This is a genomic window from Ktedonospora formicarum (assembly GCF_016587355.1).
Lineage (GTDB): Bacteria > Chloroflexota > Ktedonobacteria > Ktedonobacterales > Ktedonobacteraceae > Ktedonobacter > Ktedonobacter formicarum.
This window is the reverse complement of the sequence record NZ_BNJF01000006.1, coordinates 73735-95467: the sequence shown is the minus strand read 5'-3', so window position 1 is coordinate 95467 and position 21733 is coordinate 73735. Positions and strand designations below refer to the sequence as shown.

16 protein-coding genes, 1 pseudogene and 3 CRISPR repeat arrays are annotated in these 21733 nt (G+C 51.9%); of the genes and pseudogenes, 5 read left to right on the top strand and 12 right to left on the bottom strand.

The genetic code is table 11. From position 1 onward, the window contains the following. Positions 1 to 791: 791 nt before the first annotated feature. Complete coding sequence (locus tag K3T82_RS38390) at positions 792 to 2597, top strand: ABC transporter ATP-binding protein (RefSeq protein WP_220198801.1); 1806 nt, start codon at positions 792 to 794, stop codon at positions 2595 to 2597. A 103-nt stretch (positions 2598 to 2700) separates the two neighbouring features. Here K3T82_RS38390 and K3T82_RS38385 read toward each other — a convergent pair whose 3' ends face one another. Further along, entirely contained in the window at positions 2701 to 2934 is a 234-nt protein-coding gene (locus K3T82_RS38385; protein WP_220198800.1) for a hypothetical protein, read from the bottom strand. Positions 2935 to 3197: 263 nt separating this feature from the next. Between K3T82_RS38385 and K3T82_RS38380 the strand changes: the two genes are divergently transcribed. After that, positions 3198 to 3398 (top strand): hypothetical protein, encoded by a 201-nt coding sequence (locus tag K3T82_RS38380; protein WP_220198799.1) that lies wholly within the window; start codon positions 3198 to 3200, stop codon positions 3396 to 3398. Positions 3399 to 3479: 81 nt separating this feature from the next. Here the strand turns inward: K3T82_RS38380 and K3T82_RS50475 are convergent. The 6 genes and pseudogenes from K3T82_RS50475 to K3T82_RS38355 form a co-directional block, all read right to left on the bottom strand. Further along, positions 3480 to 3706: pseudogene (locus K3T82_RS50475) on the bottom strand (hypothetical protein). Between the two features lie 472 nt (positions 3707 to 4178). Beyond that, positions 4179 to 4784: a hypothetical protein gene (locus K3T82_RS38375; protein WP_220198798.1), complete on the bottom strand. Its 606-nt coding sequence runs from the start codon at positions 4782 to 4784 to the stop codon at positions 4179 to 4181. 69 nt (positions 4785 to 4853) lie between these two features. Beyond that, complete coding sequence (locus K3T82_RS38370) at positions 4854 to 5273, bottom strand: hypothetical protein (RefSeq protein WP_220198797.1); 420 nt, start codon at positions 5271 to 5273, stop codon at positions 4854 to 4856. A gap of 424 nt (positions 5274 to 5697) precedes the next feature. Next, a CRISPR array of direct repeats spans positions 5698 to 7447; the repeat unit is 37 nt; unit sequence CTTGCAGGATCCTCAAGCGGATCGACAGAGCTGCTAC. Between the two features lie 386 nt (positions 7448 to 7833). Then, complete coding sequence (locus K3T82_RS38365; RefSeq protein ID WP_220198796.1) at positions 7834 to 8421, bottom strand: transposase; 588 nt, start codon at positions 8419 to 8421, stop codon at positions 7834 to 7836. Next, positions 8418 to 8966 carry a helix-turn-helix domain-containing protein gene (locus K3T82_RS38360; RefSeq protein WP_220198794.1) on the bottom strand — a complete coding sequence of 183 codons (549 nt, stop codon included), beginning with the start codon at positions 8964 to 8966 and terminating at the stop codon, positions 8418 to 8420. Before K3T82_RS38360 ends, K3T82_RS38365 begins: the two co-directional genes overlap by 4 nt. Before the next feature lie 84 nt (positions 8967 to 9050). Further along, positions 9051 to 10352, bottom strand: a complete 1302-nt coding sequence (locus K3T82_RS38355; RefSeq protein ID WP_220198795.1) for a transposase — start codon at positions 10350 to 10352, stop codon at positions 9051 to 9053. 153 nt (positions 10353 to 10505) lie between these two features. On the opposite strand from K3T82_RS38355, the gene K3T82_RS38350 reads away from it, so the two are divergent. The 3 genes from K3T82_RS38350 to K3T82_RS38340 all read left to right on the top strand — a co-directional run bounded on the left by K3T82_RS38350 (position 10506) and on the right by K3T82_RS38340 (position 13520). Continuing rightward, a complete protein-coding gene (locus K3T82_RS38350) occupies positions 10506 to 11054 on the top strand; it encodes a helix-turn-helix domain-containing protein (RefSeq protein ID WP_220198794.1) in 549 nt (182 codons plus the stop codon). Beyond that, positions 11051 to 11638: a transposase gene (locus K3T82_RS38345; protein WP_220198793.1), complete on the top strand. Its 588-nt coding sequence runs from the start codon at positions 11051 to 11053 to the stop codon at positions 11636 to 11638. The genes K3T82_RS38350 and K3T82_RS38345 overlap by 4 nt, the downstream gene beginning before the upstream one ends. Positions 11639 to 13163: 1525 nt before the next feature. Beyond that, positions 13164 to 13520, top strand: a complete 357-nt coding sequence (locus K3T82_RS38340; protein WP_220198792.1) for a restriction endonuclease — start codon at positions 13164 to 13166, stop codon at positions 13518 to 13520. Positions 13521 to 14901: 1381 nt separating this feature from the next. After that, a CRISPR array of direct repeats spans positions 14902 to 15379; the repeat unit is 37 nt; unit sequence CTTGCAGGATCCTTTATCGGATCGACTGACCTGCTAC. A gap of 281 nt (positions 15380 to 15660) precedes the next feature. Here K3T82_RS38340 and K3T82_RS38335 read toward each other — a convergent pair. The 5 genes from K3T82_RS38335 to K3T82_RS38315 all read right to left on the bottom strand — a co-directional run bounded on the left by K3T82_RS38335 (position 15661) and on the right by K3T82_RS38315 (position 21730). After that, entirely contained in the window at positions 15661 to 16377 is a 717-nt protein-coding gene (locus K3T82_RS38335; RefSeq protein WP_220198791.1) for a transposase, read from the bottom strand. Further along, positions 16350 to 17024, bottom strand: a complete 675-nt coding sequence (locus K3T82_RS38330) for a hypothetical protein (protein WP_220198790.1) — start codon at positions 17022 to 17024, stop codon at positions 16350 to 16352. The genes K3T82_RS38335 and K3T82_RS38330 overlap by 28 nt, the downstream gene beginning before the upstream one ends. A gap of 323 nt (positions 17025 to 17347) precedes the next feature. Continuing rightward, positions 17348 to 18194: a CRISPR direct-repeat array (repeat unit 37 nt; unit sequence GTAGCAGTGGCTTCGATCCGCTAGAGGATCCTGTAAG). A 755-nt stretch (positions 18195 to 18949) separates the two neighbouring features. Next, positions 18950 to 19939 carry a CRISPR system precrRNA processing endoribonuclease RAMP protein Cas6 gene (cas6, locus tag K3T82_RS38325; RefSeq protein WP_220198789.1) on the bottom strand — a complete coding sequence of 330 codons (990 nt, stop codon included), beginning with the start codon at positions 19937 to 19939 and terminating at the stop codon, positions 18950 to 18952. A gap of 23 nt (positions 19940 to 19962) precedes the next feature. Next, positions 19963 to 20697: a hypothetical protein gene (locus K3T82_RS38320; RefSeq protein WP_220198788.1), complete on the bottom strand. Its 735-nt coding sequence runs from the start codon at positions 20695 to 20697 to the stop codon at positions 19963 to 19965. A gap of 19 nt (positions 20698 to 20716) precedes the next feature. Further along, on the bottom strand, positions 20717 to 21730 hold the full coding sequence (locus K3T82_RS38315) for a DevR family CRISPR-associated autoregulator (RefSeq protein WP_220198787.1): 1014 nt from the start codon (positions 21728 to 21730) through the stop codon (positions 20717 to 20719). Between the last annotated feature and the right edge of the window lie 3 nt (positions 21731 to 21733).

Here is a 21733-nt window from a genome sequence, read left to right as displayed (position 1 = left end):
GAAAATGATCTCTTTATACTCAGTGAGGCAAGGCTCAACCTCTCGTTTCACCACATCTGTTTGCAGGAGGATACGTCATCGGCTGGCCTTACCCTACCCACCGGGGATGGGTTTGAGCAAAGCATACCCCCCCGACGGGTATTTGTCAAGAGGATGCCAGAGAGCTACCGTCTTTCCTCATCATGCGCCTGCAAAGAGTGCTCTTGCGGAAGCAAGAGCCACATGGATAAAGATTCTTGGTGCGGATCAGCAGAGCTTTCGCCAACGAACGTTCCTCAGAAAACTGGATGCCGGTGTTCGCCCCTGTATGGTCGCGATCGCATACCTGCTGGACTGTTTCTCTGCCTTCCAGTTGCTCGGATCGTTTAATCGACTCGCCCTGTCGACGAAAGTCTTTGACCCGACAATGTTCGGCTATACGAATACCTTGCAAGGCGACCTGAGAGCAGGTACTGAGGAGAAGGTGGCTCGCTCCTTCTCCTCAGTGAGAGCGCCCCATTTCTTCAGGCTTGCCCCCAGGGAAATGCTGTTGACTCTTCAGCGATATGGATATTTTGGATATCCTCGAAACATCGCCTCTGCAAACATCAGGAATTCCCAGTTTTGGGTGTATACTAGATGCCTCTCCACCTCCATTCCAATTCCCAAATGCTAGCTCCCGTTCACGCGCTCGATAGAGTCTCATGGTCTCCTTTTCCCCTTTCATCGATGCGTGACGAGTTTTCTCTTTCGTGACGAGATGGGATGACACGGCACGCTACGCTTGTATGTCTGCTTGAAAGGGATTTTGCATGCGACAAAACAGACCATCAACCGGACTTCCTCCAGCTGGGAACGTGAAGCGTCTCCTTTGGATCTTTCGCCCGCATACGTGGCGTGTCGTTCTCATCATGGTCATGATCCTGATACATGCTCCCCTTGGGACCACCGTTGTCCCCGAAGTCACGAAAATCATCATTGACCAGGCATTGCCCCGCAGAGATCTCCCCCTCCTGGCTTGGCTGGCGCTGACGCTGATCTCACTGCCGATAGTGACTGGCTTGGTCAGCATTGCTCTGGATTACTTGAACGTCACGCTGGCTCAAGCTCTCATGCACCACTTGCGCCTTGGTGTGTATATACATCTTCAAGCCATGTCCCTCCGCTTCTACACCTCGCAACGCACAGGTGAGATCATCTCACGCCTGACCAACGATATCAACGGAGTGCGTGATGTCCTCAGCAAGACAATGAGTGAAACGCTCTCCAATACGATCGTAATGCTAACCACACTGGTTGTGATGCTCAGTCTCAATGTGCCACTGACACTTCTTTCCCTCGGCTTGGCACCCATCTTTCTCTTTCTGACACTGCGTGTGAGGAAGGTCGTACGAGGAGCGAGCAAAGAGACGCAGCAGACATTGGCCGATGTCTTGTCTATGCTTGAGGAGACGCTCAATATCAGTGGAGTCCTCCTTATCAAGAGTTTCGGCAGGCAACGAGCCGAGACGACACGTTTCCGAGCGACAAGTGCACAGCTGGTGACCATACAGGTCCGCCAGACGATGATCGGGCGCTGGTTCCTCTTGAGCTTGCACCTCTTTTTCAACATGGTCCCGGCTCTGGCGTATTATTTCGGAGGGCTTCAGGTCATGGGAGGCCGGATCAGCCTGGGTTCACTGGTCGCCTTGCTCACACTCCAAAGCCAATTCTTTCCCACCCTACGTCAGTTGCTCGGCGTCCCTCTCGGCATCCAAGCAGCACTCGCCCTCTTCGAACGCCTTTTTGTCTACCTTGATCTTCCCATCGAGATTGCCGATCGTTCCCATGCCAGGGTACTTGGTCAGGTCACCGGACATATTCGCTTCCATCATGTGCATTTCCGTTATCAACCGGAGCGACCAACGCTGAGAGAGGTCGATTTCACAGTTCAACCAGGGCAACTCGTCGCCCTGGTTGGTCCAAGCGGCGCAGGTAAGACCACCACGGCCTATCTGCTCCCCAGGTTCTACGATGTGGAGCAAGGCATGGTAGAGATCGATGGCCAGGATGTGCGCTCCGTGACGCAGGAGAGCCTCCTCCAGCAGATCGGGATCGTCACCCAGGAAACCTACTTATTCAACGCGACGATTCGCGAGAATATCGCCTACGGATATCCCTGTGCTACGGATTATGAGGTGATGACCGCAGCACAGGCTGCACAGATCCACGAACGCATTCTGCAACTGCCTCACGGCTACGAGACCGTGGTGGGCACACGTGGCTACGCGCTCTCAGGTGGAGAGAAGCAGCGCGTCGCCATCGCTCGTGTCTTACTCAAAAATCCACGCATCTTGATTCTCGACGAGGCGACTAGCGCCCTCGATACCCATACCGAGCGCCTCATGCAAACGGCTCTCGCAGAACTCAGGAGAGGACGCACGACGCTGGCGATTGCGCATCGCCTCTCGACGATCCTCTCTGCCGACCAAATCTTGGTCATGAACGCTGGACGCATCGTCGAGCGTGGAACGCACACCCAACTCCTCCAGCAAGGTGGGCTCTATGCCCAATTCTACCAGGAGCAAGTGCCCTCGCGCTCACCTCTACCACATCGCTTCTGCCAAACCGAGCAATGAGATGCCTCCCCTAACACAAGGAGCCTGTCGCCAAAGGAGGCAAGAACACCTCTTCTCAAAGCCTCCTTCTCCTCACTGAGAACATTTCCGCTTCTTCCGGTTTCTACGGCTTCAACTGCGTTGTTTCCCATGCCCGTAAGAGGCGAAGGGTTCTTTGCAGAAGCTTGTCAAATCCTTGGACTCCTGAACTAGGCTGCAACCATGCAAGAAGTGCCGTGTGCCAGATCTCTCGTAACATGACAAACATCGGAATACTCGCCACATCGGTCTTCGAGAGAGGCTGTTGTTCCATATACCCTTGCAGAAAAGCATTCCAGAGGATGTCATCTGGATCCATCTGGTAAAAACCTTCACTCCACCGTACAGTGGCAAGATCAGACATATTTGTGTGTAAGCATCGGGCATAAATGACCGGGGCTTTCTCGCCCGTTCCCATGTAAACTATACTGTGTCATCCCGAAATTGCCCGTCATCCGTTTTTACAAGGGAGGAGGGACATTTCACAAAAGCGCCTGGAGGGCTTCGAGGGTGATCTATTCGCGCCCCCAGTAGTCCCTGTTGGCGATGAAGATGAGTAAGCAAAAGAGAAGGGAGAATACTATGGCAACAGTCGAATTAATTGATGGACGTCGGTTCGAGAACGTGACGTTAACGGACGTCACACAGGCCGAAGAAGATGGCCGCCAAACCGCGACAGCTCACATTGGAGACGCAACCTATTCTGTGGAGACATGGGGTGGGCTGTGGAGTGAGTACGAGGCTGAGCCTCATACTCCTGTGTTTGACGACGAGGATCTATGAGGAGAGAGCAACCAAGGACGAGTGGGTGACATTCACCCATTAACAATCGAATACGGGCCAGCAGCTGTCGTTTCGCAACCGCTAATTGTCGAGGACAAGATCATGAATCGCCTCCGGCAACTGGTCGCGCTGCCAGCTGCATTCTCTCCGGACAGCATTCTCTCCATCACCTTCTCGCTTCATGGGCGCAGATCCGAAGGCTTCACCAACTCGCAGAGGTGGAGGATGTGCTCTGCACATGCGGCTGCTCATGAAGCGAGAAGGTGAGGATCCGAATCCGTAAGCGTCCCGCCGCGGCAGATGGTGATAAATCAAGAATCGCGATCTTTGGGTAGGATCATATTGTACCTTTTATGAACATAGATTTTCGCATTCCTTAAAATTCCCATCTGCTTATGGCTATACGATGTACAAAAACAATGATGAACACCACACCTGAGCTCCCCCCTTCTTTTGAGTACTCATCTTCCTTATTAGTGTTGCATGCTCTTTTTGAAGAGGCGTTGGGTAGGCGTGGAGATGAGCAAGACATCCATAAAGAGCCCACAGATGCCCTCAAGGCACCGATCAGCCTGCATAGGGGTCACTGAACAAGACATCCTGGCGAAAGAAGCCTCAGCCAACCATGACGTACATAGCCGTGCTCGGGATGCAGCAAAAGCATGCGGTGCGATGCAGCAAAAACGCGTAAGCTGCTAGCCCAAGCACTAGGGTCTTTGCTTGACTCTTATAAGAAGAACTCACACCTTTATGTGTGAAAGCATATTACTCCTGGCAATACTACTCGTCTTGAGCGAAGGGGTCTAATTCCTTCCCCAGATAATAGTAGAATGGGGGAAGGTGTTTCATTGGAGCTAAGTCTTTTCCATAGAGGTTATACTCCTCTACTGTCCCTATTGCATAGTAGTGAACACCGCCTTTCCTTACCTCCACAGTATAAAAACTTGTCCCCCCTTCGTCATTATCGAGAGTGAATTGATCCTTTAATGATGCATCTTTATAGCCATCTATTTTGAGCCGCTCAAAAAATGCTTGTTTGGCCTCATGACTTGATTCCCTCAAATAGTCCTCCCGATGCGAAAGTGTGAATTGGGTGTACCAGCCTGCGTAACAATACATCAATTCCTCAGGTGTAAAACTGCTCCAGCTCTCCCAATCGATTCCAATAAAGCTCCATGTGATTGGTCCTGTAAAGCCAATGCCCTTTATTCTTTCACTTAGTTCGTATTGAACCAGAAAGGCTTGTGTAAGACCTACACTCGGCCACTTGACCTCATTTTCGTAAATGACATACGCTTCTCTTGGTTTTTCCCCGAATTCCATTGGATGGGCTAACCAATTTTCCATCTCATTTACTGCCCATTGCTGGTCTTTTTGTTTGGACAATGTGTTCCTCCTGAAAAGAAAAATAAGATCGTGAGAGAGCTAAAGGAAGCGTGCATTACGAGCTTCCCTTCATGTGTTATTGAGCTTAAGTATATAACGATTTGATTTGCCTGGGTCACGCTGAGTATGTATGAGAGGAGTTGGATGATGTATTGACCAGGAAATCCCCTGACGGTAGAAGAGCGGGCGGAATGGCATTTGGAGGATAGAACCGATACGCTCTATGTGAGTCCAGATGCCTGAACGTTGCGTCATCGGGAAGCGGGCAAAGTGAGGCGTGCGCGCTGTGATCGCTGGTCGTGTCTCTCTTGTGGTCCGAGAAAGATGGATATGCGGCGACAAGTGGTCGCTGAAGCTGAGCCAACGCTGCATATTGGCTTGGCGGCTTTCGTCAAGACAATGGAAGAGGCGGCGCGTGCGCTCACAACGTGCTACTCGGAAGAGATCGGCACTACTGTAGCGATGCGTGCACTTGCAGGATACTCGCACGGATCGACCGACCTGCTACTCAATTATATCGCGGGATGCCGTGTAAATGGAGTGGATTCTTGCAAGATCCTCCTTCGGATTGACTCCTCTTACACTTCTTACACTCGACCTGGCTCACAACAAAGAGCTTTGATATGCACTTGCAGGATCCTCCTTCGGATCGATTCCTCTGACACAGGCCGTGCAATCTACCATAGCGGGAGCAGCGATTGTCTTACAGGATTCTCGTTCAGATCAATCTAGCTCCTTACGGTGTTTCGCGCGCACATAGCCATACGTGCAGGATCCTTGTGCGGATCGATCTAACTCCTACAAGCTCATTGCGCGAGGAGTACGCGCTCTCATTCTCTCTTGCAGGATCCTCTGACGGATCGATCTAACTCCTACTTTCGATTGACGAAGATTTCAACATCTGGTTTAAGGACTTGCAGGATCCTACTTCGGATCGACAGAATTGCTACGAGTAAAATATGCAGCAGACACCTCTCATCCAACTTGCTTGCAGAATCCTCTGGCGGATCGACAGAACTGCTACGAATACCATCATTGATTCGGATAACCACGTTTTAATCTTGCAGGATCCTCGTACGGATCGAACGAGCTGCTACGCCCATCATCTCATTACCGCAACCATCACCAATATAGCTTGCAGGATCCTCAAGCAGATCGACAGAACTGCTACCTGACGCCCTCCTGCCCGCAAAAATGGCAGACCTTGAGCTTGCAGGATCCTCAAGCGGATCAACAGAACTGCTACTAGCAGAATACCGATCACATTCCCAGAAGTCATTTGACTTGCAGGATCCTCAAGCGGATCGACAGAGCTGCTACCCTGGCTTGACGGCCTGGCGACCTTATTGGAGAAAACTTGCAGGATCCTCAAGCGGATCGACAGAGCTGCTACCGTCGTACCGCTCGTTCACTTCCGCCAGCAGCTTCATCACTTGCAGGATCCTCAAGCGGATCGACAGAGCTGCTACCTACTACTTGCTCTACGAGAATGAGCGCGCCGCCTGGACCTTGCAGGATCCTCAAGCGGATCGACAGAGCTGCTACATGCGAGCGGGACAGCTATCGTGGTATGTGAGCGCTCTTGCAGGATCCTCAAGCGGATCGACAGAGCTGCTACCTTGAGCCTTGTCTCTTCAGGGTCCTTCTTGCCTTCGCCTTGCAGGATCCTCAAGCGGATCGACAGAGCTGCTACCCCTACTTCCCAGGTAAATACGTCATTCTTGCCTATCTTGCAGGATCCTCAAGCGGATCGACAGAGCTGCTACTGTTTTGATAACAGCGGTTGTTGCGGGATATTCTATTCGAACTTGCAGGATCCTCAAGCGGATCGACAGAGCTGCTACCTGCTGAAGGTGCATTCAGACATCATCATGTGATTGAACTTGCAGGATCCTCAAGCGGATCGACAGAGCTGCTACATCCACCCTTTTCAGGTACGATTGCCGAGGGTTATCTGTCTTGCAGGATCCTCAAGCGGATCGACAGAGCTGCTACCCAGGCAAGCCCGCGCAGGTGCTAGTAAAGAGTATCTTGCAGGATCCTCAAGCGGATCGACAGAGCTGCTACTACGCTCCACAGCCTCATTCAAAATGCCTACCATATTCAACTTGCAGGATCCTCAAGCGGATCGACAGAGCTGCTACTTGAGTGAGGCATTAAAGACGAATACTCTTTATCTAAACTTGCAGGATCCTCAAGCGGATCGACAGAGCTGCTACGCCATTGTACTGGCGTATATCGCATTGCCATAGGACTTGCAGGATCCTCAAGCGGATCGACAGAGCTGCTACTGATGAGCCTGTCCTGTTCGCGCACATCAGTCCCATATCTTGCAGGATCCTCAAGCGGATCGACAGAGCTGCTACATAGCCGCGATCTGCACCAACTGGTAAGGACAACACTTGCAGGATCCTCAAGCGGATCGACAGAGCTGCTACTGATTCTCATACTCTTGTAAGAGTTGCTGTGTGGTACTGGACTTGCAGGATCCTCAAGCGGATCGACAGAGCTGCTACTGCCCGCTATAGCTGCTGCATGGAAGAAACTTAGCAACTTGCAGGATCCTCAAGCGGATCGACAGAGCTGCTACAGCGTCGATGGTGAGACTCACACTCTCAACATTAAACTTGCAGGATCCTCAAGCGGATCGACAGAGCTGCTACCGCAGGGTGGTAAATGATGGTGGGTGGTATGTTTTTACGTTTTAGTTGTTTTAAGCCCGTTGTTGAGCGTCTCATGGTCTCGAATTTAATCGATATGCTTCTGTGAGTATACCATATCTGGTACCTATTCGAAAATCGTTTTTTTGCCCAAAAAGCGGGGGGATTTTCGGGCGCCTTTTGTCTATTCCTACATCTTTCTATTGTTTCTCAGGTTAATTTTGCAGCATATCAAGGCCAATTTAACCCTATTTAACTTTGAAGCTTCAGGGATTTTCGGATGAGGCTCGGGAAAGGGCAAAATATAGATGGTTATAGATAATCAACGAATGGCAATGAAAGAAATCTTCATTCCATTCTGTATAGCACTAAGTGGTGCATCCACCAAATTAACGGACATTGGCCGGGATGGCAATCCCAGATGAACGACGAGGGCGATGACGCCGCCTTCGCCCCCAAACGAAAGGATGACGATGAGCGTTCCAGTAAACTGTCGCTCGATCAATAGCATCGCAGACCTGTTCCCAGGTCTCGAAGCGCCGCCCTTTGAGCGCCAGGGAACGCAGCGTTTTCCACCAGGGCTCAATCAGGTTCAAGTAAGCTGCATAGGTCGGCTGGAAGACGAATTCCCAACGCGGATACTGCAAAGCAAACAGCAGGACATCGGTTGCCCGATGCATTGCCAGATTATCCAAGATCGCGTAGATGCGTTCGATGCTTTGGGGAACCCACTGCTCAACCTGGTTGAGAAAATCGATCCAGTTTTCCGTCGTTCGCCGGTCGTAGGGCCTCGTCAACGCCTCGCCAGTGGCAGGTTGAAAGGCACCAAAGATATACCCCTTGGCCCGGCGTCCATAGTCGATCTCCTGGCTGGCCCGCTCGGCGGGCTTGCCCTTCTCTGGAGCGGGCTGAGCATGAACCAGTTTCTTCCCCAGAAAACTTTTCGCCGACTCAGGGCCCATTTCATCGAGATTCACGACGGTGCTCCTCTTTGGTGGAACCGTGTAGAGGGTAGTGATGAGCCCCTTTTTTTGGCGAAGTCGGGATCAACCCGTTCGCCAAACCAATGCTCATCTTTGCGCCATCGCAGCCCTTCCGCCTGCAAGATTTCGTTGATCCGGCTGCGCTTGATGGCGATCCCTTTTTCCTCATTGAGGTACACCTCAAACCGATCTAGGGTCCAGTGCCCAAAGGGCAAACCGAGGTCATCGGGCTTGGTAAGAGCGGTCGCCACCACGACTGAGACCTCCTGGGGACTATATGTTGGCGGTCGCCCGGTTCGGTCCTCATCAAAGAGTCCAGGTAATCCTGCCTCGTTAAAGCGATGGAGCCAGTTGCGCACGGTATTCTCCGCGACTCCTAACCGGGTCGCGATCTGGGGAACACGCTGCTGTTCGCTCGCCCATTGCACTATCTTGGCTCTTTCTACCTGCCTTGCTGGCGCTGTTCTAGAACGGCTCAAATGCTCTATCATCTTGCTTTCTTCGTCAGTCATCGCTCGTACTTGTAAAATCTTTGGCATGGAACACCTCACTTTTGAGATGTTCCTATTTTACCATTACTTGGTGGATGCACCACTAAGTTTGCACATTTACAAACAAGCCGCTTAAGCGGCCAAGAGATCAGCAATTTGATCGCTTGTGGTGCCTTGACGCGCGTGATCAGTGATCCATGCCACAAGCAAGCGGTGATGAATGTGCTGGAGATCCCGTTTGGCTTCCCCCAGCGTTACATGCCGTTGCCGCTGGGTCTGCAAGGAGCCGCGATGCTCCTCCAGAAAGGAGAAGGCGATCCAGCACAAGCTCCAATAGCGCTGCAGCCCCTGGGCACTCATCAGTTGATAGTGATCAATGCCCAGCAGTTCTTTGACGTCTTCAAAGAAAACCTCGATGTCCCAACGACGAGAGATAGAGGTGAGCAACTGCTCCACATCGGCCTGCAGATCGCTTGAAGCCCAGAAGCGGGCCCGGCTCACTGGATCATCGAGATGCTGACGAATGATGATCAGTTGACAGCGATACAAGCTTTTCACCGAACTGTTCAATACATGCACCCACACCCGATGTTCGGGGTTGCGCGGCCAGGCACAGGGCACAAAGGCCACATCCGGTAAGCTTTCGTCATAGGCGCAAAGGCGTTGCCAACGCCAGCCTTGTGGCGAGGTCGCATCCGGGATGCGCACTGAGCGATTGCTGCGCAAGGCCGTGGTGATCAAAAAGCCACGATCTCGCGCCGCTTTCCAGATGGCTTTGGCGCTGTACCAACTGCCGAGCAACACATGGGTGAGCGTGTTCTGCGGTGGCTCAAACTGCTTGATGATCTCGATCATGAGGGCAATCTTGCTCTGGAAAGGGATCCCTTCTTGCACACAGGTCGCCTGCTGACGATAGAGTCGGGGCTCGAGCGGAAAATGCTGTCCAAGCAAGACATAGAGGCCTTGCACCAGGGAATGGCCCTTGACCCGCTGGTTCTGCTTGCTGTCGTGATGTCGCCCCAGGCCTTGCATCTTTACGCCTTTTGGCTTGCCTATCGTCGAGTCATCGCCAATCAAGTAGCCTATCACGAAGAGCTTGCGAGGGCGACCTCGTCCAACAGGTTGCAACGTGCGCTGGTGTGAGAGATCCTGGTGGACCCAGGGCTGCATCTGAGCCACAAAGCGAGACCAGGCCAGGGCATGCAGAGGCGTTTGGTCCCACGGAGCTTGAGCAAAGAAACGGCTCAGACTTGCCAGGCTTTTGCTCCCAGCCACCGCCCGTTTGAAGTGCAAGAGCGTGAACCCTTGGGAACCGACGACCAACGCAAGCAGCACGGTGACGAAGTGCTGAAATTGTGGGCGCGAAAACAAGGTCTGCCAGTGTTCGAGATACTGGCGAAAACGCGCGTCCAGACATACAATAGGGTGTGGCATGGCTGACTCCTGACAAAAGACGTTTTTTGCTTGTTTCTTTTGTATCATGAGTCTTCCATGCTTTCAATTTTTTACCCATTTGGAAAGTGCAAACTTAGTGGTGCATCCACCAAGTAATGGTAAAATAGGAACATCTCAAAAGTGAGGTGTTCCATGCCAAAGATTTTACAAGTACGAGCGATGACTGACGAAGAAAGCAAGATGATAGAGCATTTGAGCCGTTCTAGAACAGCGCCAGCAAGGCAGGTAGAAAGAGCCAAGATAGTGCAATGGGCGAGCGAACAACAGCGTGTTCCCCAGATCGCAACCCGGTTAGGAGTCGCGGAGAATACCGTGCGCAACTGGCTCCATCGCTTTAACGAGGCAGGATTACCTGGACTCTTTGATGAGGACCGAACCGGGCGACCGCCAACATATAGTCCCCAGGAGGTCTCAGTCGTGGTGGCGACCGCTCTTACCAAGCCCGATGACCTCGGTTTGCCCTTTGGGCACTGGACCCTAGATCGGTTTGAGGTGTACCTCAATGAGGAAAAAGGGATCGCCATCAAGCGCAGCCGGATCAACGAAATCTTGCAGGCGGAAGGGCTGCGATGGCGCAAAGATGAGCATTGGTTTGGCGAACGGGTTGATCCCGACTTCGCCAAAAAAAGGGGCTCATCACTACCCTCTACACGGTTCCACCAAAGAGGAGCACCGTCGTGAATCTCGATGAAATGGGCCCTGAGTCGGCGAAAAGTTTTCTGGGGAAGAAACTGGTTCATGCTCAGCCCGCTCCAGAGAAGGGCAAGCCCGCCGAGCGGGCCAGCCAGGAGATCGACTATGGACGCCGGGCCAAGGGGTATATCTTTGGTGCCTTTCAACCTGCCACTGGCGAGGCGTTGACGAGGCCCTACGACCGGCGAACGACGGAAAACTGGATCGATTTTCTCAACCAGGTTGAGCAGTGGGTTCCCCAAAGCATCGAACGCATCTACGCGATCTTGGATAATCTGGCAATGCATCGGGCAACCGATGTCCTGCTGTTTGCTTTGCAGTATCCGCGTTGGGAATTCGTCTTCCAGCCGACCTATGCCGCTTACTTGAACCTGATTGAGCCCTGGTGGAAAACGCTGCGTTCCCTGGCGCTCAAAGGGCGGCGCTTCGAGACCTGTTCCCAGGTCTGTGATGCTATTGATCGAGCGACAGTTTACTGGAACGCTCATCGTCATCCTTTCGTTTGGGGGCGAAAGCGGCGTCATCGCCCTCGTCGTTCATCTGGGATTGCCATCCCGGCCAATATCCGTTAATTTGGTGGATGCACCACTTAGTGTGTATAGATTGTTAGGTGTTTTTCTTCTAAAATGGAGGCTATTTTTGGTGCAGTTACTCTTGCAGGATCCTCTGACGGATCAACCTCTCTCCTACCAGCCGCGAGTGCCTTTATCCATCATCTGGCGTATAACTTGCGGGATCCTCTACTGGATCGTCCTCGCTACTACACCTCGACCGCGTGGTCGTTCTCTGCGTGCCATACCAGCTTGCAGGGCCATCGCTCGGGTCGAACGACCTGCTACTCAATCTCGTGGCCTCGGTGAAATTAGCTATGATGACTTGCATGATCCTTTAACGGATCGACTTCTCTGTTACTTATCGACTTTTTTCTTGAACGATTTCCCCTTCCCAGACTTGCAGGCACCTATATCAGATTGGCTCCTCTGCTACAGTACTGGCAAATCCTATTTCGCCAAGTGTCTAGCTACTTGCAAGATCCTCAAGTGGATCGTTTCCTCGGCTACTCGCAGATTTCACGCTATGTTGTTTTGAGCGATAGGTCTTGCGGGATCCTCCGACGGATCGTTTTCTCTGTTACATCGCTGAGAAATATGCCTACGGCATGCTCACGCAATCTTCCAGTATTGAACCATCACCACCTCCTCCCTTTTTCCCACCTAAACCAAGTGGTTTGCAAAAACTTGTTCCAGGGGCCAGAGAGAGGCATGCACAAGAGGTTTTACGACTACAAGAAAGACACAGGAATCAAATCACTGAGCATGCAGAACGTGAACAACGGCGTCAGTATTCTCTGGCGGGAGCCAGATCCGATCATGAAAAGAAGGTGGATGCGCAACGACGCAAAGTTGAGGAACAGCATGCAGAAATCGATGCATTCCATCGGGATCTCAAGAGCGGCTCACCCAGCGCTATCACAAACTATTTTACCCTTGTTCTGACCTCAAGTGAATATCCAGAAGGCTTTCCTCAACAGGCAAAAGTAGCCTATATCCCAGAATCAAAACAAGCGATCGTGGAATATGACCTTCCTTCGCTTGACGTTATCCCTGCAGTCAGTACTTATAAATACCTAAAGACGAAAGACGCTATTACAGAATCCGCTCGCTCATTAGCTCAGCGGAAAACACTCTATGCCTCTGTTCTGTCTCAGGTTGTCTTACGGACGCTCTATGAGCTCTTCAAAGCCGACCGTATGGGATACCTGGAAACCACCGTTTTGAATGGCTATGTTGAGAGCCTGGATAAGGGAACAGGACATACGATGCGAACCTGTCTTGTGACGGTGCGAACCAACCAGGATACATTCAACAAACTCAACCTCAAGCTGGTCGAGCCTGAAGCTTGCCTCAAGGTACTCAATGCCTCTATCTCAAAAAGTCCCTCAGAGTTGGCGCCTGTGAGGCCTGTGATGGAACTGAACATGGTTGATCCACGCTTCATCGAGAGTACGGATATTCTCTCCACTCTTGACCAGCGCGTCAACTTGATGGAGCTTACCCCCAACGAATTTGAAGGACTCATAACGAACCTCTTTCAAAAATGGGCCTGGAAACCAGGCAAACGCAGGCCTCACGCGATGGGGGCGTTGACTGTGTCGCTTTTGACCCACGACCCATTTTCGGCGGCAAGGTTGTTATACAGGCAAAACGCTACAAAAATACGGTAGGAGTGAGCGCGGTACGCGACCTCTTCGGCACACTGCAAAATGAGGGCGCATCGAAAGGCATTTTAATTACAACCAGTGGATACGGCAAAGCGTCGTACGAATTCGCAGAAGGCAAGCCTATCGAACTCTTGAGCGGCAGCAACCTGCTCTATCTCCTGGCAGAGCACGCAGATATAGAGGCAAAGATCGAGGCCCCTTCGGACTGGAAGGATGCGCAACCTGATAACTAAGATCTTTTTGGAAAGTCTCACTCAGGCCCCATAATTCATAGAAAAAGCACGAAAATTGGGCGTGGAGAGGCAGATATGATTGATAACATGTCAACAGAAACCATCCTGATTAGCATCGCCTGGATCTCTGTCTACCTCTTCCTCCAGGCCTACGTTTCTCAGACCGTGTTTTGTTCATCACAAAGATGGCCTCACATGATAAACTGGAAGGATGAGTACAAGTTATCCCTGGAATCTGTCTGATGCAGAGTGCGAGTGATGTGATTTCGTATAACTAGGTTCTGCAAGCAGAACCTAGTTATACGAAATCACATCACTCCTACATTACTATGCAGTCCCCTTCACAGATCAGGCGGACAACTTGCAGGATCCTCCCTCAGATCGACTCCTCTGCTACATGCATTGTCTGCTGACGCTAATTGCACATGCGAAAATCTTGCAGGATCCTCTACCGGATCGACTCTTCTGCTACCTGATTGTAGCGCACGCTGGCGTATTGCGGAACGGGGCTTGCAGGATCCTCTACCGGATCGAATACTCTGCTACTATATCCATAACCATAGATAAATGATCCTCACCGCTCTTGCAGGATCCTACGACGGATCGATTCCTCTGATACCTCTCTCTCACGCGAATTTGATTTGCCTCTGCCAGACTTGCAGGATCCTCTACCGGATCGACATCACTGCTACCTGGATAAGGTACTCAAGACCCTCACATATAGCGACTTGCAGGATCCTCTACCGGATCGAATACTCTGCTATCCTGACCCTCACACATTGAAATATATCAATATGCATTGCAGAATTCTCTACCAGATCGACTTCTCTGCTACATCCGTATTCACGATGCAGTAAGCGCGAACCCTATCTTCTTACAGGATCCTCTAACGGATCGACTGACATGCTACTTCGCCGAGGTCGACGCGTAAAAGCTCTCCCGACCACTTGCAGGATCCTCGCACGGATCGCCCCAACTCCTACATACACAGTGGCTCATCTTCTTTTCCATCCTCTCGTCCTTGCAGGATCCTCGAGAGGATCGACTCCTCTGCTACTCAAGTTCGCCATTCCGTGGCAGCGGCTTGCAGGATCCTCTAAAGAATCGACCGAGTTGCTACACCCCACGCACGAAAGCTGTTACCGTAGTGCATATATGCTTTCAGGATCCTCGAGCAGATCGACTCCTCTGATCCCCCTCGTAGCACATCCACATAGCAATTTTCAAAGAGTCTTGCAGGATCCTTAAGCAGATCGACCTAGCTCCTACAATCATAGGCAAAGGATTTACTCCAGCTCATCTATCACTTGCAGAATCCTCGCACGGATTGACCAAGTTCCTACAAAATAGAAGAGACCATGTATTCCCTAGAGGCAAGTTTACTTACAGGATCCTTAAGCGGATCGACTGACATGCTACGCCCAGAGAATTGGCGTGTCATGCATCAACAATCTTGCAGGATCCTTAAGCGGATCGACTGACATGCTACCAAATAACATGGATCAATGCGCATGCGGCAATGAGACTTGCAGGATCCTTTATCGGATCGACTGACCTGCTACGATTACTGGTGTATGGCCCTTGATTTTTCACCAACCTCTTGCAGGATCCTTTATCGGATCGACTGACCTGCTACCAGGACCAGCAGGCAGAAGCCAATGTATTAAAACGTCCTTGCAGGATCCTTTATCGGATCGACTGACCTGCTACATGCTCAAGCAGCCTACCACCATTGACCCAATCAACGTCTTGCAGGATCCTTTATCGGATCGACTGACCTGCTACAATGCCCCTCGCGTCTTGCGGGTGGATGAGGTTCAATCTTGCAGGATCCTTTATCGGATCGACTGACCTGCTACCGCAGGTTGAGAAATGTGAAGGGGTGGTATGTTTTTGCGTTTTGGTCGTTTTGAGCCCTTTGCTGAGTATCTCAGAGCCTCAATTTTATCTGATATACCTCTGTGAGTATACCATAGCTGATGCGTTTTCGAAAATCGTTTTCTGCCCAAAAAGCAGGGGGATTTTCGGATAACTTTTATAATGAATTGTATCTTTATTCTCGAAATTCAGGAAATTTGTATGCCTTAAGAGGCTCTACCCAAAACCCAGGGCTAAGCTGAACCATGAGAAGGAGGGAAGATCACGGAAAGCCACGAGCAGGAACAGGAAGCTGCCAATCGTGATTGAGCATGTCGACTCGCAAGGCGACCACCGCCGTCGCATGAGCGCGCAACCAGCGCATTCCGCGCCGTTTCATGCGTCGATTGATCACCAGGGAGACCGCCCGCTCGATGATCCCGCTGCCCACTGGGTAGCCCTTTTGCTTCCAGTGCTCATAGGACCCGATCCAGTCGCGCTGTTTGTCCAGATAGATGATGGCTTGCCTGAGGGCTGCGAGGCGCTGAGAAGGTTGATCGGCGAGTTCCCGTCGCCGCTGCTTGAGTTGAGCTTGAGCCTTCTCAACCTCTCCTTTCCATAACCAAGTGCTCAACTGGCTCACCAGGCGTGCCTGCTCCTCTTGAGGATGCTTGGTGAGCGCCCCTACCGCATTGGCCGCTTTGCGCACTGTTCGCCACAGGTGCGGCCAATCCAAGATACATTCCGCATGAGGAAAATGCGTGCTGGCTTCCTTTTTGATCCAATGGGCTCCATCAGCCACCACGACCTGAGGGTGCTGTTGCAATCCCAGCTCGTGCACCGCTTGGGCTGCTTGTTGACCCAGTGCACGAGATGGAGCAAAGGTCGCCACATAGCGACGCCTGCTCCAGCGGCTGCGCTGGCGGGGAGGATGGCGATGGGTCTGCATGTAGCGATTCACCTGCACCCAGGTCATGGCTGAGTTGGGCTGTGGTGGCACGGCGCCCCATTCTTGCCGCTGGCGATGACCCCCACTTTGCCTTCCATCCCTCCTCGTTTGTCCCGATTGCAGATCCATCCTCCATCCAGCCCAATCACACAACGTTGCTGCTCCTCTTGTGGCTGCGCGGGCGGGGTGGAGGGGAGCAAGGTCGCGGACTCGGCCTGCTGGGCCTGGTGATGGGCCACGATCTTGCCCTGTTCATTGGTCAGCAAACGAATCTCTTCGGCGCTGATCTGGGCTCCAGTGAGCCGTTTGAGGCACCCGGCGGCTTGCCGATAGGGCCAGGAGGCACCCACCATGATCGCCGCTTCGCGCAATGGCTGGGTGACCCGAGCCTGGTGCAACGTCGAGAGCAAGCGCTTGCAAGGACACCAGCGCTGGTGGCATCGCTGGCAACGAAAGCGACGTCGAGCCAGGTACACTGGTCCGAAGAGGGTCTGGATGTTTCGGCCTGTGGTACCTTCGGTGCGCACCTGTGTGCTGCCACAGCGAGGGCATCCTCGATGAGCGTGTTCCCACACTCCCACGACGTCTTTGAGCGTGGAACGCGTCCAGCGTTGACCTGCCTGTTGCACCTGTTCTTCCATCTGGGTCAAGCTGGCATTTGCATTCACCTCAAGCGTGAGCGATACTGTTACCTGCATGAGAGATTCCTTTCTGTGCTTGTTTTCAGCTTTGTGCGCATCCTATCACAGCTCGAAATCTCTCTCTTTCTAGCCCCGAGTTTTGGGTGCAACCTGATAAGCCCAGATCGGCGCACGTATAGTCCCTTAAGCTCTATAATCCGCAATTTCCGTTCGAAAATCCCCTGGCTTTTGGCGCAAAAAAACGATTTTCGGAACAGCACAGTTTATGCTATACTAGAGGAGAAACATTCATCAACATTGACGCGCTGAGAGGCTCAAGAAACGGCCTAAACTAACCAGAATAGAAAAACACACCACCTATACTGACCCACAGCTATTCGGTAGCAGTGCCTTCGATCCGCGAGAGGATCCTGTAAGTTTATCAGGGCCAGCCCAATACCGGGCAAAACCTAATGGTAGCAGTGCCTTCGATCCGCTAGAGGATCCTGTAAGTTCAGCCACTTGCTGTGCTAATGTCCATATATCGAGTAGCAGTGCCTTCGATCCGCTAGAGGATCCTGTAAGTCGCATGAGATCGCGCCGGGACAGATCCACTTGTATCGTAGCAGTGCCTTCGATCCGCTAGAGGATCCTATAAGCGCGACGGAGACAGAAGCGATCATCCAGGCAGAGGGTAGCAGTGGCTTCGATCCGCTAGAGGATCCTGTAAGTTGCTATGCAAACCCTTAACGCAAAAGAACAGGAAAGTAGCAGTGGCTTCGATCCGCTAGAGGATCCTGTAAGATTCATTGTGGTCGACCAGAATCTCGTATTGATCTCGTAGCAGTGCCTTCGATCCGGGAGAGGATCCTGTAAGAAACGAACCGGAACCACGTCACAGTCGAAGAGTAAAGTAGCAGGGCCTTCGATCCGGGAGAGGATCCTGTAAGGACAACACAACCATAGCGCAAAAGAACGCGGGCGCAAAGTAGCAGGGCCTTCGATCCGCGAGAGGGTCCTGTAAGTGCTCTTCACTCGCTTGTCTGGCTGTAAGAGATGGCTGTAGCAGTGGCTTCGATCCGCTAGAGGATCCTGTAAGCAAAACACGCACTGACACTTGAGAGTGCACCAATCCCGTAGCAGTGGCTTCGATCCGCTAGAGGATCCTGTAAGTTGCATAATTCCAGTTCTTTTTGTGCTTCCTTCAGAGAGTAGCAGGGCCTTCGATCCGCTAAAGGATACTGTAAGTTGCATATACAGTTCCACAGGCAACGCATTGCTATTTGAAGCAGGGCCTTCGATCCAAATGAGGATCCTGCAAAACTGAGACGTAGAGAGGTTTACGTAGCCTGGAAACTGGTAGCGGGGGCTTCGATCCGATTCAGGATCCTGCAAGTTCGGGCGATCTGTCCTTTTCGCCCGCCCTTGCGATGGGTAGCAGGGGCTTCGATCTGAATGAGGATCCTGCAAGAGACTGGGCGAACTTTACCGCGCCTACCGCCGCGAAGCAGCAGTGGCTTCGATCCGTTTTAGGATCCTGCAAGACCTCACACTAGCGTTGTATGAGGCTACGTCATGTGGGTGGCAGGGGCTTCGATCCGTTTTAGGATCCTGCAAGTTATCATGCTCCATTTCATCGTAATCAATAACGGGAGTAGCAGGGGCTTCGATCCGATTCAGGATCCTGCAAGGTTGTGAAGACAGAACACCCCGATTTATACCGCTTTGTGTAGCAGGGCTTTCGATCCGCTAGAGGATCCTGCAAGTCTTGTAGTTTGATTTTGCCAGGCAGTTGATGGACCTTGTAGCAGGGCTTTCGATCCGCCTGAGGATCCTGCAAGGTTCCATACCTGGGCTATGTGCATACTAAGCTCTAAGTAGGTAGCAGGGCATTCAAGCCACATGAGGATGTATTAAATATGGTTTGGTTTCAAGCAGAATAGCCAGGAAAGCAGGGCATCAACTTTTCTTTCCTGGCTATTGTGGCATATGCAGTTGTAGAGTTAGGACTGGATCTGGTACCAGCCATTGCCTTTGACGACATTCTTACCAACGTGGATGAGTTCGCCAAGGGCGAGTAGTTCGAGGAAAGGTTCCAGGTCGCCTTCGAAGGTAGCTTCGCCCATCAATCCACTGGTGGGAGTCGTACGCTTCTGGCGATTGGAGTAGCTGCGCAACTCTTGCCAACACGTGTTGTCAGCGACACAGCGAACGCCATCAGCTAGGTGTGCAATGGCGTCGCGCTCTTCCTTACTAAACGCAATTTCGGCGTTGCCGTAATGTTGTTCAAGGGCCTGATAGCGTTCGAGCAGACGGCGAATGAGCGGGCGAAAGCGGGCCTGCTGGACCAGATGATCCTGGTCGATGAGGCGCAATGGTGTAACAAACCGCAGCGTCATACGCCGCCGGTTCAATTGCTCGGCACGCCGCTTATAATCTTCCGGCTGGATCGTAATCACTGGGGCCTGAACTCGCATATTGCCCGCTTCATAGATGGTTTGCTGCTCGTTTGTGAAAGGGTGAAAGGCTTCAACACGCTCGACACGTATCTGTCCACGTTGACCCCGATGCTCATCCAACCGAAGCCCCAGGCCCTCACGTTCGAATTGCTGGATAGAGAGCATAATATAGGGAAGCAGTTTGACAATACCTCCTAGCAGTGTCATCTCAAAAGAGAAGCCGTCACCTGGTTGGTAGCGCCTGGCTCCCTCCAGGGGTGGAGTGATGACATATGGGCGTGGGATATCGTGGCCCCAGGAATTATCTTCCCGCATAGGGGCAGCAATGGCGCTGACTGGGCAGGTCGCATTGAGCACGCATACGCTACATGAGGGTGCGCTTTTATTCGTGCAAAACTGGTCCATGATAGCATAAAAGAAACTCCCCCGTAGTGAAGCGCCACTATGTGTATCCAGTTCTAATAGTGTGTGGGCGCGAACTCGAAAGCGGAGGTGCGTCGTCGTTAAGGCGGCGGATCGTAAAAGGGTCTGCATCCTATTCCTCCTTGAATAATTTTCTATACGGGTAGACGTTGATACCAGCTATAACTACGCGATGAGCGTATTTGCTGGTATGGTAGCACAACATGACGGAGTACACGATCTTTATGGAGAACGATCTTCGCCTCATTGTACGTGTCGGCTTGCTTAAATGTCAGGCTGGGGCCACAATCATCCAGCATCTGGAGCGTACCATTGACCTCAAAGGCTTGCAAACCATCCGCAGTAAGATGGAGAAACTTTCCCTGAGGAAGCTCTGAGCTATTCTCTGGCACAGCGAGAAGTTGGAGAAAGCCCCCCCGCTTCCCAATGTAATTGACATATGTGGCTAGCTCAGGCAGTACCCGCGTCAGAGGTGCTTCATCTGGATACTGGCAAGCAAAGCGCAAGCTACCTTTATAATTGACGTATTCCCGGTAGGCGATGGTAGGTTGCATAGGATATTCCTTCTTCTCCCGCGCCTTCAGGGCTTTCTCGGCATTGCTCTTGTCCTTGAGTTCTCGTCGGATCTTACTAAAGCTCTTCACAACAATCATCTCTTCAGGTGGCTCAAGGTAAATTTCCAGATCTCGTAGGAAAGGGAACAGCCGTTCCCCTTCCTGGAGTCCACGCACGCGAATAGCAGCACTCAACAGCGCCATTTTGATCGCGAATGGCGTTGGTATCAATAGTGTCTTGCCACCCGAAGAGGTCGCATTCGCTGGTCGAAGTGAGAAAAAAGAGACGGGGAGGTAGTGTGCGACGGTCCACATAGATAGCCTTCCTGTGTTGCTAGAATGTCAGGGCTTGCGGTGTGCTGGTATCAATCAAGGAGCGCATGCGTTGCGCGAACTCGCTGAGGGTATCGAACGAATGGAGACGAACATGTTCAGGACCTTGCCCGTTAAGCGCCGTCGCAATCTCCTGAGCCTGCTTGCGATAGGCGAAACGGTGCTCCCGATCACTCCCTCCCATAAGTGGGCTGAGAAGTGGCGCGGGTATAGCGCTGTCGCTGGTAGAGATAAACCCCTCAAGCGCGACAAGGTGCGGCAACTGGGTCGAGCGCATCGCACCATTGAGTTCGAGGAAGGAATACATCACGCCCTCTAGCAGTAATGCCGCACGCTTCTGACGCTCCTCTTCACTGATGGCATAGCTCTGAGTGATGTCGTTATAGCCGATACGCCCAAGTTCCAGGTGACAGACAAAGGCGTATACACCGCTAGATGCCGGGCGATGGAAGATGTTTTGCCCCCTATTGGCGCCCGTTTTCTCCTGATCGTTGGCATCTTCTTTGCGCTTATTTTCGCCTCGCTCGGAGGCGTATTTGACGTGAAAGTAACTCTCCGTACGTGAAAGTTCGGGAAGCGCCACTACCCAGCCAAACTCACAGATAGATTTGCGCGGGACCGAGCGTTTCTCCTCTGTCACCAGGATGCCACCAATATCATCCATTGCACAGTGCTGAAGTAATTGGTCAATGAAGTCTGCATCTTTGATGCCCTTCGTCTTTTTGAGAAATGTATCATCGGCGTTGATGCGGTTGACATTGAAACGCTGACAACTGGTACACAAGCTGATATGCTCCTCCTTAGCACGGCGATAGTAGTGCTCCATCAGAACGTGTTTGAGCATATCGCCAGAGATGGCATTGACGTTATGCAGCACGTTATCTTCGCCAACAATATCGATCATGCGAGTCTGAATCTGATTCCCCTCACCACCTTCATTATTGAGGCTATGGACATTGAGGGTCATGCGTGCAGCGATAGAAAGCGAAACCAGGGAATTGCTTGTCGTGGACATTGT

Bases quoted from the DNA above. Each gene is read 5' to 3' on its own strand.
- K3T82_RS38390 (WP_220198801.1), top strand. From the start codon at position 792: ATGCGACAAAACAGACCATCAACCGGACTTCCTCCAGCTGGGAACGTG.
- K3T82_RS38385 (WP_220198800.1), bottom strand. From the start codon at position 2,934: ATGGATCCAGATGACATCCTCTGGAATGCTTTTCTGCAAGGGTATATG.
- K3T82_RS38380 (WP_220198799.1), top strand. From the start codon at position 3,198: ATGGCAACAGTCGAATTAATTGATGGACGTCGGTTCGAGAACGTGACG.
- K3T82_RS38360 (WP_220198794.1), bottom strand. From the start codon at position 8,966: ATGCCAAAGATTTTACAAGTACGAGCGATGACTGACGAAGAAAGCAAG.
- K3T82_RS38355 (WP_220198795.1), bottom strand. From the start codon at position 10,352: ATGCCACACCCTATTGTATGTCTGGACGCGCGTTTTCGCCAGTATCTC.
- K3T82_RS38350 (WP_220198794.1), top strand. From the start codon at position 10,506: ATGCCAAAGATTTTACAAGTACGAGCGATGACTGACGAAGAAAGCAAG.
- K3T82_RS38340 (WP_220198792.1), top strand. From the start codon at position 13,164: ATGGGCCTGGAAACCAGGCAAACGCAGGCCTCACGCGATGGGGGCGTT.
- K3T82_RS38330 (WP_220198790.1), bottom strand. From the start codon at position 17,024: ATGCAGGTAACAGTATCGCTCACGCTTGAGGTGAATGCAAATGCCAGC.
- cas6 (WP_220198789.1), bottom strand. From the start codon at position 19,939: ATGCAGACCCTTTTACGATCCGCCGCCTTAACGACGACGCACCTCCGC.
- K3T82_RS38320 (WP_220198788.1), bottom strand. From the start codon at position 20,697: ATGTGGACCGTCGCACACTACCTCCCCGTCTCTTTTTTCTCACTTCGA.
- K3T82_RS38315 (WP_220198787.1), bottom strand. From the start codon at position 21,730: ATGTCCACGACAAGCAATTCCCTGGTTTCGCTTTCTATCGCTGCACGC.